Consider the following 14,800-nt stretch of genomic DNA (forward strand, 5'->3'; position numbering starts at 1 on the left):
TGTCCAGCATCTCCTGCCAGTCGTTTTCCTCCACCACTATATCCAGCGTGTGGACGCGGTCGGTGGAGAAGAGCGATTCCACATAGGGCATTTCCGTCTGCGCCACCGACAGTCCGAAGGATTCGCCAAATACAAACAGAATCGTTGTCAGCAGCATGGCTGCAACAATCGCTATACAGATCGGCGTCGTGTACTTATGCCTTAACATGGACGCTCCTCCTATCCCATATACTCCCCGTTATAGCTGACCAGCACGATATTCTGCACGCCGGGCAGCTCGCTCAGCGTATTGACAAATGCGGTATCATCCGATTTGAGACGAATTTCATAGTTCAGTTCAACGCCTTTTTGACTGACTGTTTTGCTCTTGATCACGCTCTTTTTGACAAAACCCTTCAACTGCCGGGCCGCATTTTGTTCGCTTTCGGCATCCAGACAGGAGAGCACGACAATGTAGGGCGTATCCACAGAGCTGTGGTTTACAAAGACCAACAGAATGATGCCGATAAACAGGCTGCCGAATACAGCCAGAGGAATCATGCCCGCTGCCAGAACAATTCCCGAAGCTATGGACCAGAAAAGGAACACGATATCCAGCGGTTCCTTAATTGCTGTGCGGAAGCGGACGATGGAAAGCGCGCCCACCATGCCGAGGGAAAGCACAACGTTGCTGGTAACCGCCAGAATGACAAGGGTTGTAACCATGCTCAATGCAATGAGAGAAACGCCGAAGCTGGCGGAATACATCACGCCTTTAAAAGTTTTCTTGTAGATAAGAAAGATAAACACGCCTATGCCAAAGGCAAGACCCAGTGCCAGCACCATATCCAAAAGAGAGATGCTGGTTACGTTCTCCAGAAAGCTTGATTTAAAAATATCGTCAAAGGTCATGAAAATAATCTCCTTTATTGTTTCATCGTCTTGTTGATTGCTTATCCGTAGGTACGGCACAGCGCGTATTTGGAGCAGGCCGATGCTTTTCGGTTCCCTAATTGCAGCAGGTCGGCGATAAAGCCCGGAATAAACTCGTCGTATTTGACCTCCAGAATCACAAGCTCATCCCCCGCCGGAAGCGTTGGAATATTCTCGCCCAAAAAGTCTTTGGAGCGGAGCCCGGTACGTATATCCCGGTCAAAGGTGATGCGGACGTTGCCCGCCCGATAGGTGAACGGCTCCCGGGTATAGTCCACAATGGTTTTTGGCTGTAAGAGCTGGCCGTTCATTTTGCTGTAAAGCTCGGCCACCAATGGGCGCTCCTGCTGGACCATCCAGTCCCAGTCGCCTCGCAGCAGCATGGTTGTCTCCTCCTTTGAAAGACGGCTGGACTCCTTGTAGGAAAGTCCGTTTACTTTGCTTTTCTTCTCCAGCTTGATAAACTCCGTATCGTCGTTATAGCGGCGGAGTCGAAATTTTTCCCTGCGGTTGACGCCGTTCAGCTTTTCAAGCAATGCTTTATCCCCCGGCGTGTCAAAATAGAGACTGTGGATGATATACTCTCCGTTTTCACCCACATTGCGGTCGTGGGGTAAAATGGCCCGCAGCTTGTTGCGCAGAATCATATAGTCCATATAATTGAGACTGTGCTTAAATTCGTGTCGCGGTTTCATGGATAAACCTCCTTGCAATTTAGTATGCGCAAAGAATAACCCGTCTGCCTTGAAGCTACATTGAGATTTGATTCAAGATTTTTTCAAGCATTTCTGTTATAATGAGAGCCATAAGGAGGGATTTATGATGAATGTATTGATTATTGAGGACGAGCCCCAGCTCTCCGATGTGCTGGTTGCTTTGATGAAACAGGATAAATACGCCGTGGACGCGGTTTACGACGGCGTCTCCGGTGAGGAATACGCCATGACCGGCATTTATGACGTCATTATATTGGATATCATGCTTCCCAAAAAAAATGGTCTGGAGGTTTTGCGCGCCCTGCGCGAACAGAACAACTCCACCCCGGTGCTGCTGCTGACAGCCAAATCCGAGGTGGAGGATAAAATAGAGGGTCTTGATATCGGGGCGGACGATTATCTCTCAAAGCCCTTTGCCTCGGGAGAGCTTTTGGCCCGCCTGCGGGCGATATCCCGCAGAAAGGGCGAATTTACCGGAGACGAGCTGGCCTGCGGAGATACCCGGATGAGCAAGCGCAGCTATGAGCTGAGCTATAAGGGCAACTCCGTCAAGCTGGGGCAAAAGGAATATCAGATTGTGGAAATGCTCATGCAGAATCACCGCCAGATTATTCCCAAGGAGCGGTTTATCGAAAAAATTTGGGGCTATGAGAGCGATGCGGAGTACAATGCCATTGAGGTGTATGTTTCCTTCATCCGCAAGAAGCTGGCTGTCATCGGCTCTCCTTTGCAGATTAAAGCGGTGCGGGGCGTGGGATATATCATGGAGGAAACGGAATGATTAAGCGGCTGCAAATTAAGTTTGTCTGCATTATGATGGGCGTCCTGTTTCTGGTTTTTACAGTGCTGGTGGCAACACTGAATATTTTCGTGTATATGAGCAACGCCGAGCAGACGGACAACATTTTGCGGATGGTGGCCGAGCAGGACGGAATGGAGTTTTTGCTTCCTCCCGGCCGGACGGAAGAGGACGCGCATCAGGAACCTTTAATCCCTCCGCGCTTTGACTCTCAGTCCATGCGGGCGGCGCGTTTGTTTTTTGTCAAGCTGGACAAGCAGGATCAGGTTTTGCAGGTGCAGCACGATATGATGTTCGGCTTTACACAGGAGGAGGCGGTCTCTTATTCGGAAGCGGTATTGCTGAGCGGAAAAGAAAGAGGCTCCTACGACGATTATCAATATCTGGTGGCAGAAAAGGACTATGGCAAAATCGTCGTGTTTGTGGAGAACAGCCGGGAGCTAAAAATACTGGACGAGCTCATTTTTATCTCCATGATCGTCACGGCGGTGACCTGCGTGCTGTTGCTTGGCTTTTCCGTGCTTTTATCCAAGTGGGTGGTCAAGCCCGTGAAGGCGACCTTTGCAAAGCAGCGCCAGTTTGTCTCGGACGCAAGCCACGAGCTGAAAACACCTCTGACCATTATTTCGGCCAATGTAGATGTGCTGGAGAATGAAATCGGAGAAAATATCCGTCTTCAGCAAATTCGGGATCAGGCGGACCGAATGACCCGACTGGTTCACGATCTGCTTGCCCTGGCCAGAGCTGACGAAGGCGCCAATCAATTGGTAGCAACTGAATTTGATTTAAGCCGCGCGGTGCTGAGCACCCTTCTGGCGTTTGAAAGTCAGGCCTTCGAGGACGGGAAAAGTCTGGATTTCAACGTGGCCGAGGGCCTTCGGTACACCGGCGGAGAGCCGCAGATCAAGCAGCTTGTTGCCATCCTGATAGACAATGCGATTAAGCACTCCGGAAAAGGGGATGAAATAAAGGTGACACTGCGTCGGGAGAACGAAAAGACGGTTCTGGAGATATACAACACCGGCGCCGGAATTCCCGAGCAGGAAAAAGATCGGATTTTCGAGCGGTTTTATCGCAGCGACGCGTCCCGCTCCACCAAGACCGGCGGATACGGTCTTGGCCTTGCCATTGCAAAATCTTTGGTAGAGCTTCACAAGGGAAGGATCTCCGTGTCAGGGAAAGAGGGCGCATGGACATGCTTTACCGTGACGCTTTAGCCCTCGGTTTTTCCCTCATGAAAATTGGCCGCCTACGGCCGCCGAAAGAAAACCGAACAGAAATGGGCAGCGGATTTTTATAACAGGCAGGTAAGTTTTAAAATCGGAAAATTACGGTAAAAGTCCCGGAGGGCCTTGATACAAGGCTCTCCGGGACTTCGTTTTTTACAGCAGCAGTCTTTAATAAATGAACATCGCATCGCCGAAGCTGAAGAATCGATACCGCTCCCGCACGGCCTCTTCGTAAGCCGCCAGAATGTGCTCCCGTCCCGCCAGAGCGGAAACCAGCATCACCAGCGTGGATTCCGGCAGGTGAAAGTTGGTAATCAGCGCGTCCGTCACCTTGAAGCGGTAACCGGGATAAATATAGATTCCGGTCCAGCCGGAACGGGGCTCCATGGTCCCGTCCTCGTTGGCCCAGGATTCCACAGTGCGGCAGGAAGTGGTGCCTACACAAACTACCCTTCCCCCGTTGGCGCGGGTGCGGTTGATGAGGTCCGCCACCTCTTGGGAGATGGTGCAGAACTCTTTGTGCATTTCGTGGTCAAGGATTTCCTCTTCCTTCACAGGGCGGAAGGTTCCAAGGCCCACATGGAGCGTCACATACCCAATCCCCACGCCTTTGGCAGAGATTTTCTCCAGCAAATTCTTTGTGAAATGAAGGCCCGCCGTGGGGGCGGCGGCGCTGCCCAGCTCCTTGGAATAGACGGTTTGATACCGTTCCCTGTCCTGCAACTCCTCTTTGATATAAGGCGGCAGGGGCATTTTTCCAAGGCGCTCCAAGACCTCCAGAAAAATTCCCTCATAGTGGAACTTTACCAATCGGTTTCCGCCCTCCACCTCTTCAATAACCTCCGCCGTCAGCTCTCCCTCGCCGAAGGACACCTGCGCGCCGGGGCGCAGCTTTTTGCCGGGGCGGACCAGACATTCCCAAACGCCGTCTCCCCTATCCGTCAGCAGCAGCACCTCGCAGGCCCCGCCCCCGGGCAGGCGCTGGCCCAAAAGGCGGGCCGGCAAAACCCGGGAATCGTTTAATATCAGGCAGTCTTTTTCCGTCAAAAAATTCGGCAGCTCATAAAAATGATGGTGCTCCCAAGCGCCCGTATGTTTGTCCAGCGTCAGCAGACGGGATGCGTCCCGCTTTTCAATGGGCGTCTGGGCAATCAGCTCCTGAGGCAGATCATAGTAAAAATCGCTGGTCTTCATCTGTACTTCTCCATGGGTCCGCGTGCCTGTGCTTTAGAAAAATTCAGCAAAGGAAAATTTTTCGATGTAACGCGGCTCTGCCGCGCTTTTGGCGGGCGGCTTGCCAATCTTCCGCATCACTCCACGGTGATGTCCGTATAATAGAAATTCAGGATGTCTCGGTAGGAATACCCCTGCTTCGCCATGGCCAGCGCGCCGTATTGGCTCAGCCCCACATTGTGTCCGTTTCCCGTACCGGTAATCACAAAGCTTCCGGGAGACACGGAGGATGCGGAAGACGGAACCGCCGCGCCGGAGGTCCCGCTCAGCGCCTGCACGCCCGAGGAGGTGAGGACATAGGGTGCTTTCCCCGTATAGGGGGCTACCGCACCGCTGCCGGAGACGGTGTAGGCTTCGCTGATGGAAGTAAGCGTGCTGCCGGAGCCGTTTACATAGTAGCCCGAGGCAGAATTCATTCCGCTGTCATCTCCGTTGATGGAAAAGCGCATACTTTTCACATTCTTACTATAGGTAGTGCTGTAAAACGCCATGCGGCAGGTTTCGCCCTTCACTGTCAGGCTCTTTCCCGTTGTATCCACAAAAGTGACCTTGTAAACGTTTCCGGTGGAGGTGCGCTCCGAGACATAGGCGTTTTTCACCGTTCCGATGGAATATCCGCTGTTTTGCAGCACCCAAGTCAGCTCCGATGGCGTGTAGGTCACGGTATAGCTGTAATTGGGGATGGACACGGTGGCCTCATAGGGGTCGGCTTTTCCCATCAGGTACCCCACCGTGCCGCCCCAGACATTTTCAGCACTCTCGGTGGCGCCGCCGTCGCTGGAGTGATACACCGTTTCGGCAAGCGTTCCCCGGTACCACACTCGCTGCCCCGCCGTGGAATCCACGGCGGCGTCCGTATCCCCGCCGGCGGCGTTCACGCCGTTGTACACCTGACAATCCGTGGTGTTGCACAGATCAAAGCCATAGGTATTCAGATGCTTGGCGGTCACGGAGGCATAGGTCCGGGCGCACACGGCCTGAGCCTGCAATGCGGCCTCGGGCCAGCCTTTCCCCATTTCATAGGGAAGAACGCCCTTCACATAGTCCTCCAGTGATACCACGTTCACCACATACAGTCCCCCGCCGGTAACGCGGGGATACTCAAAACCTCCGGCATACCGATAGCCCTTGAACCAGGCAGGTCCGCCGACCGGCAGAACACCAAGGTTGTAGATGCCCTGACTGTCAAACTCAAAAAGGACCGCCGAAGAGGACGTGTCCGTTACCGCCACGGCGGTGGACGTGTGCCCGCTGCTGCCGCCGCTCCGGCGGGCGTAATACTGCCCGTTCACATAGGCAGGCCAGCCGCCCATACCAGCAGCCGCAGAGGCCGCCTCTGAATAGGAGCCGTAAGGCCCCGACTGGTCAAAATTTCCAAGGTCCGCCCCCGGCCGCATGGTAATGGCTGTTTGAGCAATGCTCCCAAGAGGAGCAAAGTTCCTCCCATCGTCGTAATAGCCGAGAGAATATCCCCCGCTCTGGGTGTTTTCCAGATTGGCGGAGGAGACGGCGGAGCTTCCGAATCGCAGCCCCACCTTCACTGTGCCGTTTACGGCAGCGGAGGCCGACACGGTGCCAAGGGCCAGAAATATGACGAGAATCGACAGAACCCCTAATAGTTTTTTCATACATCCTCCCCATGGCTTTCCCCTTGACGGAACAAGAAAATAGTGCTACCATAATACAAATGTCCGCAACAGGTGAACAGAAGTTTTCACTCAAACGCAATACATTTATATTATAGTACAGGAAAGCCCTACATTCAACAGAAATTCGACGTTCCCCGCCAAATCATATCACATAGGAGGCAAATCTTGATGAAACAGTACAAAGTGGGCGTTGTAGGCTGCACCGGCATGGTGGGCCAGCGCTTTGTCACCCTGCTTGAAAATCACCCCTGGTTCCAGCTTACTGCTGTGGCCGCCAGCGCACGCAGCATGGGAAAAGCCTATGAGGAGGCCGTGGCCGCCCGCTGGGCCATGGAGGTTGAAATTCCGGAGGAGGCGAAGGCACTGACCATTCTGGACGCGGAGGCCGATGCGGAAAAGCTCGCCGCCCAAGTGGACTTCATCTTCTGCGCTGTGGATATGAAGAAGGAGGAAATCCGGGCGCTGGAGGAGAGATACGCGAAGCTGGAGTGCCCCGTAGTATCCAACAACTCCGCCAATCGCTGGACGGAAGACGTGCCCATGGTGGTGCCGGAGTTGAACGCAGAGCATCTCGAGGTCATCGAGGCCCAGCGCCGCCGCCTTGGCACAAAGCGGGGCTTTATTGCGGTCAAATCCAACTGTTCTATCCAGAGCTATGTTCCCGCCCTCCATCCCCTGCTGAAATACGGCGTGGAGCAGGCGCTGGTTTGCACCTATCAGGCCATTTCCGGCGCGGGAAAAACCTTTGAACGCTGGCCCGAGATGGTGGACAACTGCATCCCCTACATCGGCGGCGAGGAGGAGAAATCCGAGCAGGAGCCTTTGAAGGTCTGGGGCAAGGTGGAGAACGGAAAAATCGTCGCCGCCAGCGCCCCGGTCATCACGGCCCAGTGCTTCCGCGTGGCCTGTCAGGACGGACACATGGCCGCCGTGTTTATGAAATTTAAGGACGGCTGCAAGCCTTCTATTGAACAGATCAAAGAAGACTGGGCCACTTTCCGCGGCCCCGCGCAGGAGCTGGACCTCCCCTCCGCTCCCAAGCAGTTCCTCCACTATTTTGAGGAGGCCGACCGCCCTCAGACCCGGCTGGACCGGAATCTGGAGCACGGCATGGCGATTTCCCTTGGCCGATTGCGGGAGGACAGTCAGTATGATTACAAGTTCGTGGGCCTAAGCCACAACACCCTGCGCGGCGCGGCAGGCGGAGGTGTGCTGCTGGCAGAGCTGCTGTGCAAAAAAGGCTATATTACCACGAAATAGTAGACGCTGTAAAGCAAAATCGCCTGTCCGCAGTTTACGGACAGGCGATTTCTTAATTTTTAGTCTGCGCAAGCTCAGCGAGCATTTCCCGCTTTTTGCAGCTCAATATAATCGTCATAGGTGCAGGCCTTGTCGATGATGGTTCCATCGCTCTGGAAGTCGATGATGCGGTTGGCCACAGTCTGAACGAACTCGTGGTCGTGGCTGGCAAACAGCACCACTCCCTTATATTCGATCAGGCCCTTGTTGACGGCGGTGATAGACTCCAGATCCAGATGGTTGGTGGGCTGGTCCAGCACCAGCGCGTTGGAGCCGAACAACATCATCCGAGAGAGCATACACCGCACCTTCTCGCCGCCGGAGAGTACCTTGACCGCCTTGAACACGTCGTCTCCAGAGAAGAGCATCCGCCCCAGGAAAGAGCGCTTGAAGGACTCCGTGTTCTCCTCCGCATTGTCGGCCGTATACTGCCCCAGCCACTCCACCAGATTCAGGTTGCAGTCGTTGAAAAAGGCAGAGTTGTCCAGCGGAAAATAGCTGGTGGAAATGGTGGTGCCCCATTTGAAGCTGCCCGCGTCTGCTTCCAGTTCCTCCATAATGATGCGGAAGAGCGTGGTTTTTGCCAGCTCGTTTTCTCCCACAAAGGCGATCTTGTCTCCCTTGTTCACCCGGAAGGACACATCGTTCAAAAGCTGCCGCCCGTCGATGGTCTTGTTCAGACCCTCCACGGTCAATATTTCCTTCCCCGGCTCACGATCCAGCGTAAAGCCCACAAAGGGATACCGCCGGGAGGACGCGGGCATCTCATCCACCGTCAGCTTATCCAAAAGCTTTCGGCGAGACGTGGCCTGCTTGGATTTGGACTTGTTTGCGGAGAAACGCTGGATGAAGAGCTGAAGCTCTTTAATCTTGTCCTCGTTTTTCCGATTTTGGTCCTTCATCATCTTCTGAACCATCTGGCTGGACTCGTACCAGAACTCGTAGTTGCCCACATACATTCTGATCTTGCCGTAGTCCACGTCGACGATGCTGGTACACACGTTGTTCAGGAAATAGCGGTCATGGCTCACCACGATAATCAGGCCCTCGTAGTCCATCAGGAAATTTTCCAGCCATTCAATAGCCTGCAAATCCAGATGGTTCGTAGGTTCGTCCAGCAGGATGATGTCCGGCTTTCCGAACAGGGCCTGCGCAAGTAAAACCTTCACCTTTTCCTTGGCGGTGAGAGAGGACATCTGGCTGTATAAAATGTCGTTGGAAAGACCCAGTCCCTGAATCAGGCGGCTGGCGTCGGATTCCGACTCCCACCCGTCCATGTCGGCAAACTCCGCCTCCAGCTCGCTGGCATGCACACCGTCCGCATCGGAGAAATCCTCCTTCTCATACAGGGCATCTTTCTCCTTCATGATGTCGTACAGACGCTGGTTGCCCATGATGACCGTGTCCAGCACGGTGTGTTCATCGTACTGGAAATGGTCCTGCTTCAACACCGACATCCGCTGATTGTCGGAGATGAACACGTCGCCGGTGGTGGGCTCCAGCTCGCCGGAGAGGATGCGGAGGAAGGTGGTTTTTCCCGCGCCGTTGGCGCCGATGATGCCATAGCAGTTGCCGGAGGTGAATTTCAGATTCACGTCCTTGAACAGCGCCTGGCCGCTGAAGTTTAAGCTGACTTCACTGACTGTAATCATTCTCGTTTTCCTTTTTGTTGTTTTCGTATTTCAGCGCGGCAGCAGGCGCGCCAAAGCGCGTCTGCCGCTGTTGCTGTTTTCGTATTTTACGGCGGCTTTGGATTCACGACAGCGCTTAAATTTGAGCCCGGTGGAAGATTTTCTTGCCCTTCTTAATGACCACGCCCTCGCCGGAGAACTCCTCCCGGTCGTATGCGTCGGTCACCTCGGCCTTTTTGTCGTTTACCATCACGCCACCCTGCTGGACCAGCCGCCGGGCCTCCCCGTTGGAGGCACAGAGTCCGCAGGCTGTCAACAGGTTCAGAACGCCGATTTTTCCGTTTTCAAATCGCTCCTCCGTTAAATGAGTGGAGGGCATGTTTTCCGCGTCGCCGGTGCCGGCGAAAAGGGTGCGTGCCGTATCCTGCGCCTTCTCCGCTTCTTCCTCGCCGTGGACCAGCTTTGTCAGCTCGTAGGCCAGAATCTCCTTGGCCCGGTTGAGCTGGCTGCCCTCCCAGTTGTCCATGGCGTCGATTTCCTCCAGAGGCAGGAAGGTCAGCATCCGGATGCACTTGAGCACGTCCGCGTCCGCCACATTCCGCCAGTACTGATAGAAATCGAAGGGGCTTGTCTTGTTGGGGGCCAGCCACACCGCGCCGGAGGCGGTTTTGCCCATCTTCTTCCCCTCTGCATTCATCAGCAGAGTGATGGTCATGGCATAGGCGTCCTTACCCAGCTTGCGGCGAATCAGCTCCGTGCCGCCCAGCATGTTGCTCCACTGGTCGTCGCCGCCAAACTGCATGTTGCATCCAAATTCCTGGAACATATGATAGAAGTCATAGGACTGCATAATCATATAGTTGAATTCCAGGAAGGATAGCCCCTTCTCCATCCGCTGCTTGTAGCACTCAGCCCGCAGCATGTTGTTCACGGAGAAGCAGCAACCAACATCCCGCAGCATGTCCACGTAGTTCAGCTTCATCAGCCAGTCCGCATTGTTGACCATCATGGCCTTGCCCTCGCCGAATTCAATAAACCGCTCCATCTGCTTTTTAAAGGCATCGCAGTTATGGCAAATCGTTTCGGTGGTCATCATCTGGCGCAAATCCGAACGACCGGAGGGGTCGCCGATCATGCCGGTACCGCCGCCGATCAGAGCGATGGGCTTGTTTCCCGCCATTTGCAGCCGCTTCATCAGGCACAGCGCCATGAAGTGGCCCACATGCAGACTGTCCGCCGTGGGGTCAAAGCCAATGTAGAACACGGCTTTTCCGTTATTCAGAAGTTCTCGGATTTCCTCCTCGTCTGTCACCTGTGCGATCAGACCGCGGGCCTTCAATTCCTCGTAAATTCCCATTGTCTCAATTCTCCTGTCTTGATGAGTTTTTATATGGGACGAGACGTGGAAAAAACGCCCTCCGTCCCATGGGGACAGAGGGCGAATCGCTTCGCGGTACCACCTCTGTTCGCGCCGCCCTCGCAGACGGACGCCTCTTGCCGCACCTTGGGTGCGGCCGCGCTGTAACGGGCGCTACCCGAGCGCGCCTACTGGGCCAAATTTTAGCCGTTTGGACGCCGGTTCAGAGGTGTATTCGCCCACGCCCGCCCGCCTCTTTACACCAACCAGAGGCTCTCTTCGCGGCATCGCGCGGGGTACTTCTCCCCATCATCACTGTATTACTGTATACGTTAGACAGTATACCCGTTTTTTCAGTGTTTGTCAAGAAGACGGGGCTGACTTGAACGAGGGCAAACATTCCCGCGGGTAATCTCAGTACCTGCCCAGATCGGCAGAGCCATCCGCGGAGGCAGTTTTGCCGAAGGAAAAGTCGTTTCCGGGAAGAATGGCGTTCAGCCCAACGCCCGCGATGGCGGCGATGGCCAGCCCCGTCAGTGTCACATGGGCGTCCGCCACGGCAAAGGTCAGCCCGCCGGTACCATTGAAGCCCAGACCGGAAACCAGAATTACCGCCGCAATGAGAAGGTTGCGGCTGCGGGTGAAATCCACCTGATTTTCCACCACGTTGCGCACACCCACGGCGGAAATCATCCCGTAAAGTACGAAGCTGACGCCGCCGATGACCGCCGGGGGAATGGAGTTGATGACGGCGGCAAATTTGGGGCTGAAGGACAAGATGATGGCATATAGGCCAGCCAGCCGCACCACTTTGGGGTCGTACACCCGGCTGAGCACCAACACGCCTGTGTTCTCTCCATACGTGGTGTTGGCGGGACCGCCGAACATACCCGCCAAGGCCGTGGCCAGACCGTCACCCACCAGCGTGCGGTGAAGGCCCGGGTCTTCCAGAAAATTCTCTCCTACCGTGGCGGAGATAGCGGATACGTCGCCCACATGCTCCATCATGGCAGCGATGGCTATGGGCGCCATGACCAAAATGGCGGACACGTCAAACTTCGCCAGTACGAAGGGCTGCAGGCCCACAAAGCCCGCCTGACCAACCGTGGAGAAGTCCACCTGCTTTGTAAGCAGAGCCACCGCGTAGGGAATGACCACGCCCAGCAGAATGGGAATGATTTTCAGCATACCCTTCCCCCAGATGTTGAAGGCGATAATGGTCAAAATGGCCAGCAGCGCCAAGGGCCAATTGGTGGAAGCGTTGGTCACGGCAGTGGGGGCCAGAATCAAGCCGATCAGGATGATAATAGGCCCGGTGACCACCGGCGGGAAGTAGCGCATCACCTTATAAGGTCCCACCACCTTGAAAAGCAGCGCCAGCACCAGATACAGAAGGCCAGCAACCACCACACCGCCCAAAGCATAGGGCAGCTTTTCCGCGCCAGTCATAGCGGCGTACTTTCCGCTGTTCAGATCCGCCACCGCGGCAAACCCTCCCAGAAACGCGAACGAGGACCCTAAAAACGCCGGAACCTTGAATTTCGTGCAGGCGTGGAACAGCAACGTGCCAAGTCCGGCAAACAACAGTGTTGTCTGGATGGACAGGGGCAGTCCGTAGCCGCTGACGATGATGGGGACCAGAACCGTTGCCCCGAACATGGCAAACATGTGCTGAAGGCCCAGCAGCATCATCTTGGGAATGCCCAGGGTCCTTGCGTCCCGGACAGGGGCGGAATTTTTCTCGTTCATGGCAGATCTCCTCTCTATTTTGCGCAAAAAAATACCGGCACAAAGGCCGGTCAAATGGGGTCGCAAAAAAAGGCGGCGTTAAGACCCTTCCAAACCGTCATAACTCCAGCCCCCTCTCGCACTTATCCGTACGATTATACAAAAACAGAGGACAAATTGCAAGAGTGGATTTCTCCCGCCTTTTAAAAAATTCCTCTATCATTTTTGGTGATTATGACGACGGCTAATTCTTCCCCCAGCCGACGCGTCGGCTGGGGTCCACTCTTTCGCAACGGGCCTCACGCGGTATACGACCGCTCTACGTTCACCACCGCAAAATAATCGCCGTCCAGCGCCCGTACCGCAGCGCAGATTTTGGTGCGAACCTCCTCGTCCGTCAGTCGGAATTTGAAAGGCACCGCCGCATCAAAAATCAGGTTCGTGTGCGTCGGTCCCGTCACCATACGAAAATCGTGGATGGAGATTTCCTCGTCGATGCAGTCCACCAGCGCCTCCACACGCCTGCGGGTTTCCTTCGTCACGCCGTCGTCCGTCACGATGGGATCCATGTGAATGACCGTCTCACAGCCAAGTGTGCGCTTCAGCTCCCGCTCGATGTTGTCAATCTCGTCGTGAAGCACCAGTACGTCCTCGTTGGCGGGGACCTCCGCATGGAGCGAGATCATGCACCGCCCGGGGCCGTAATCATGGACAATCAAATCGTGAACCCCCAAAATGCCCGGATGGTTCGTCACAATGTTTCGGATGTTTTTCACAAATTCGGCGGAAGGTGGCTGCCCCAGCAGGGGGTCCAGCGTGTCTCTGGCGGAGGAAAGCCCGGACCAGACGATGAACAGCGCCACCAGAATGCCGCACCAGCCGTCAATATTCGCATCGGTGAAGCGGCCCGCCAGCGTCGCCAGCAGGACCGCAGCGGTGGCCGTGCTGTCGCTGAGACTGTCTATGGCGGCGGCGTGCATGGCGGTGGAGCCAATGCGCTCCCCCACCGTCCGGTTGTAACGGTACATATACAGCTTTACGAAGATAGATGCCACCAGAATGACCACGCTCTGCCACGAGAATTCCACCGGCACGGGACGCAGAATTTTCTCCAGAGAGGTCCGGGCCAGTTCAAAGCCCATCAAAATGATGAGCATAGACACCAGCAGACCGGAGATATATTCGATTCGCCCGTGGCCGAATGGATGCTCGGAATCCGGCCGATGCCCGCCCAGGCGAAAGCCCGTCAGCGTAATGACGGAGGAGCCCGCATCGGAGAGGTTGTTGAACGCGTCGGCCGTGACGGCGATGGACCCGGAGACGGAGCCTGCGAACAGCTTTCCCGTAAACAGCAGAATATTCAAAAAAATCCCCACCGCGCCGCAAAGAACACCGTAGGCCGTCCGAACCGACGGCGCGTCGGTGCCGTCCCGGTCCTTAATAAAAATTTTTGCAAGAAGTCGTATCATACCGTCAACTCCTTTCCCGCTGGGGCGCCGCTGTTTCGCCCGCTTCCGGCACAATGTCCGCAAGGGATGCAGTCCCGCATCCTCGGCTTCTTCCGGGGCCGCGTCTCTCGTCCGTGAGGAAAATCGAAACGCCCCACAAGTCCTTATGCCCCGCCGGGAATTGTCAGCCGCAGATGGCAGCACAAATCATCCAGATCGTCCTCCGTGGCCGCGGGAATCCGCAGCTTCGCGCCGCAGTCCTTACAGCTCAAATCCACAGCGGAACGGCGGATGTCCATGGCATAGTCATGGCTTCCGCATCCGCAGGTAATGCCGTTTTCCCGAGCGGCAATCTCCTTCAATTCGGACAGAACCTCATACATAATCACGCTGTCCAAAAACGGCTCGCCGCCATTCTCCTGATTTCGTTTTTCCTTCTCCGCCAGAACTTCCAGCGTCCGCAAATGTTTCTCCACGCTTCCCTCGTCCCCCACGTAGCAGCAAAACTCCTGCGATTGGGCGCAGCCGAAGGCCACGCCGCCCTCCCGGGTCAATTCCTCCGGAGCGCACCGGGCGGTATGCGTCTCGCCGCACAGCCCGCAGGGGACAAACAGCTTGCACCACTGTCCGTCAAATTCCGTCCGCAGGACCGAGCCGCCGCAGCCGCACTCCACCTCCACACCGGAGGCCTCCAGCGCGAACAGGGACCGGGCCGCCATCACGGGTTTTCCGCAGGCGGGACAGAGATAGCCAAAGGTCCTCATTTCATTTTCCATGAATTCACCTCAAATATTCGTTT

Annotated in this window: 12 protein-coding genes, 1 pseudogene and 1 other annotated feature; of the genes and pseudogenes, 3 read left to right on the top strand and 10 right to left on the bottom strand. The window is 55.4% G+C overall.

Annotated features, from left to right (window positions below):
• The 3 genes and pseudogenes from B2W96_RS08180 to B2W96_RS08190 form a co-directional block, all read right to left on the bottom strand.
• A pseudogene (locus tag B2W96_RS08180) lies at nucleotides 1-208 on the bottom strand (spore coat protein CotH); the annotation flags it as partial.
• Nucleotides 209-219: 11 nt separating this feature from the next.
• The gene (locus B2W96_RS08185) at nucleotides 220-891 is read right to left on the bottom strand and encodes a DUF4956 domain-containing protein (protein WP_293009797.1); all 672 of its coding nucleotides are present in this window, start codon (nucleotides 889-891) and stop codon (nucleotides 220-222) included.
• Nucleotides 892-932: 41 nt separating this feature from the next.
• Entirely contained in the window at nucleotides 933-1,607 is a 675-nt protein-coding gene (locus B2W96_RS08190; RefSeq protein ID WP_293009798.1) for a polyphosphate polymerase domain-containing protein, read from the bottom strand.
• 127 nt (nucleotides 1,608-1,734) lie between these two features.
• Between B2W96_RS08190 and B2W96_RS08195 the strand changes: the two genes are divergently transcribed.
• Together B2W96_RS08195 and B2W96_RS08200 are read left to right on the top strand one after the other, a co-directional pair.
• A complete protein-coding gene (locus B2W96_RS08195) occupies nucleotides 1,735-2,409 on the top strand; it encodes a response regulator transcription factor (RefSeq protein ID WP_293009817.1) in 675 nt (224 codons plus the stop codon).
• The gene (locus tag B2W96_RS08200; RefSeq protein ID WP_293009799.1) at nucleotides 2,406-3,644 is read left to right on the top strand and encodes a sensor histidine kinase; all 1,239 of its coding nucleotides are present in this window, start codon (nucleotides 2,406-2,408) and stop codon (nucleotides 3,642-3,644) included. The genes B2W96_RS08195 and B2W96_RS08200 overlap by 4 nt, the downstream gene beginning before the upstream one ends.
• Nucleotides 3,645-3,824: 180 nt before the next feature.
• On the opposite strand, the gene queA is transcribed toward B2W96_RS08200, so the two are convergent.
• Together queA and B2W96_RS08210 are read right to left on the bottom strand one after the other, a co-directional pair.
• Nucleotides 3,825-4,850 carry a tRNA preQ1(34) S-adenosylmethionine ribosyltransferase-isomerase QueA gene (gene queA, locus B2W96_RS08205; RefSeq protein ID WP_293009800.1) on the bottom strand — a complete coding sequence of 342 codons (1,026 nt, stop codon included), beginning with the start codon at nucleotides 4,848-4,850 and terminating at the stop codon, nucleotides 3,825-3,827.
• Between the two features lie 116 nt (nucleotides 4,851-4,966).
• Nucleotides 4,967-6,517, bottom strand: a complete 1,551-nt coding sequence (locus B2W96_RS08210) for a SpoIID/LytB domain-containing protein (RefSeq protein ID WP_293009801.1) — start codon at nucleotides 6,515-6,517, stop codon at nucleotides 4,967-4,969.
• A gap of 189 nt (nucleotides 6,518-6,706) precedes the next feature.
• On the opposite strand from B2W96_RS08210, the gene asd reads away from it, so the two are divergent.
• Nucleotides 6,707-7,798: an aspartate-semialdehyde dehydrogenase gene (asd, locus tag B2W96_RS08215; protein ID WP_293009802.1), complete on the top strand. Its 1,092-nt coding sequence runs from the start codon at nucleotides 6,707-6,709 to the stop codon at nucleotides 7,796-7,798.
• Nucleotides 7,799-7,872: 74 nt separating this feature from the next.
• Here the strand turns inward: asd and B2W96_RS08220 are convergent, their stop codons facing one another.
• The 5 genes from B2W96_RS08220 to B2W96_RS08240 all read right to left on the bottom strand — a co-directional run bounded on the left by B2W96_RS08220 (nucleotide 7,873) and on the right by B2W96_RS08240 (nucleotide 14,777).
• The gene (locus B2W96_RS08220) at nucleotides 7,873-9,489 is read right to left on the bottom strand and encodes an ABC-F family ATP-binding cassette domain-containing protein (RefSeq protein WP_293009803.1); all 1,617 of its coding nucleotides are present in this window, start codon (nucleotides 9,487-9,489) and stop codon (nucleotides 7,873-7,875) included.
• A gap of 115 nt (nucleotides 9,490-9,604) precedes the next feature.
• A complete protein-coding gene (gene tyrS, locus B2W96_RS08225) occupies nucleotides 9,605-10,825 on the bottom strand; it encodes a tyrosine--tRNA ligase (RefSeq protein WP_293009804.1) in 1,221 nt (406 codons plus the stop codon).
• Nucleotides 10,826-10,899: 74 nt separating this feature from the next.
• Nucleotides 10,900-11,147, bottom strand: a binding site (T-box leader).
• Between the two features lie 92 nt (nucleotides 11,148-11,239).
• Nucleotides 11,240-12,574: a uracil-xanthine permease family protein gene (locus tag B2W96_RS08230; protein WP_293009805.1), complete on the bottom strand. Its 1,335-nt coding sequence runs from the start codon at nucleotides 12,572-12,574 to the stop codon at nucleotides 11,240-11,242.
• Nucleotides 12,575-12,852: 278 nt separating this feature from the next.
• Complete coding sequence (locus B2W96_RS08235; protein ID WP_293009806.1) at nucleotides 12,853-14,022, bottom strand: cation diffusion facilitator family transporter; 1,170 nt, start codon at nucleotides 14,020-14,022, stop codon at nucleotides 12,853-12,855.
• A 143-nt stretch (nucleotides 14,023-14,165) separates the two neighbouring features.
• Nucleotides 14,166-14,777: a hypothetical protein gene (locus B2W96_RS08240; RefSeq protein ID WP_293009807.1), complete on the bottom strand. Its 612-nt coding sequence runs from the start codon at nucleotides 14,775-14,777 to the stop codon at nucleotides 14,166-14,168.
• Between the last annotated feature and the right edge of the window lie 23 nt (nucleotides 14,778-14,800).

Source organism: Oscillibacter sp. UBA6647, assembly GCA_002455655.1.
Taxonomy (GTDB): Bacteria; Bacillota; Clostridia; order Oscillospirales; family Oscillospiraceae; genus Oscillibacter.

Coding starts and splice junctions, on each gene's coding strand:
- B2W96_RS08185 (WP_293009797.1), bottom strand. CDS start 891: ATGACCTTTGACGATATTTTTAAATCAAGCTTTCTGGAGAACGTAACC.
- B2W96_RS08190 (WP_293009798.1), bottom strand. CDS start 1,607: ATGAAACCGCGACACGAATTTAAGCACAGTCTCAATTATATGGACTAT.
- B2W96_RS08195 (WP_293009817.1), top strand. CDS start 1,735: ATGAATGTATTGATTATTGAGGACGAGCCCCAGCTCTCCGATGTGCTG.
- B2W96_RS08200 (WP_293009799.1), top strand. CDS start 2,406: ATGATTAAGCGGCTGCAAATTAAGTTTGTCTGCATTATGATGGGCGTC.
- queA (WP_293009800.1), bottom strand. CDS start 4,850: ATGAAGACCAGCGATTTTTACTATGATCTGCCTCAGGAGCTGATTGCC.
- B2W96_RS08210 (WP_293009801.1), bottom strand. CDS start 6,517: ATGAAAAAACTATTAGGGGTTCTGTCGATTCTCGTCATATTTCTGGCC.
- asd (WP_293009802.1), top strand. CDS start 6,707: ATGAAACAGTACAAAGTGGGCGTTGTAGGCTGCACCGGCATGGTGGGC.
- B2W96_RS08220 (WP_293009803.1), bottom strand. CDS start 9,489: ATGATTACAGTCAGTGAAGTCAGCTTAAACTTCAGCGGCCAGGCGCTG.
- tyrS (WP_293009804.1), bottom strand. CDS start 10,825: ATGGGAATTTACGAGGAATTGAAGGCCCGCGGTCTGATCGCACAGGTG.
- B2W96_RS08230 (WP_293009805.1), bottom strand. CDS start 12,574: ATGAACGAGAAAAATTCCGCCCCTGTCCGGGACGCAAGGACCCTGGGC.
- B2W96_RS08235 (WP_293009806.1), bottom strand. CDS start 14,022: ATGATACGACTTCTTGCAAAAATTTTTATTAAGGACCGGGACGGCACC.
- B2W96_RS08240 (WP_293009807.1), bottom strand. CDS start 14,777: ATGGAAAATGAAATGAGGACCTTTGGCTATCTCTGTCCCGCCTGCGGA.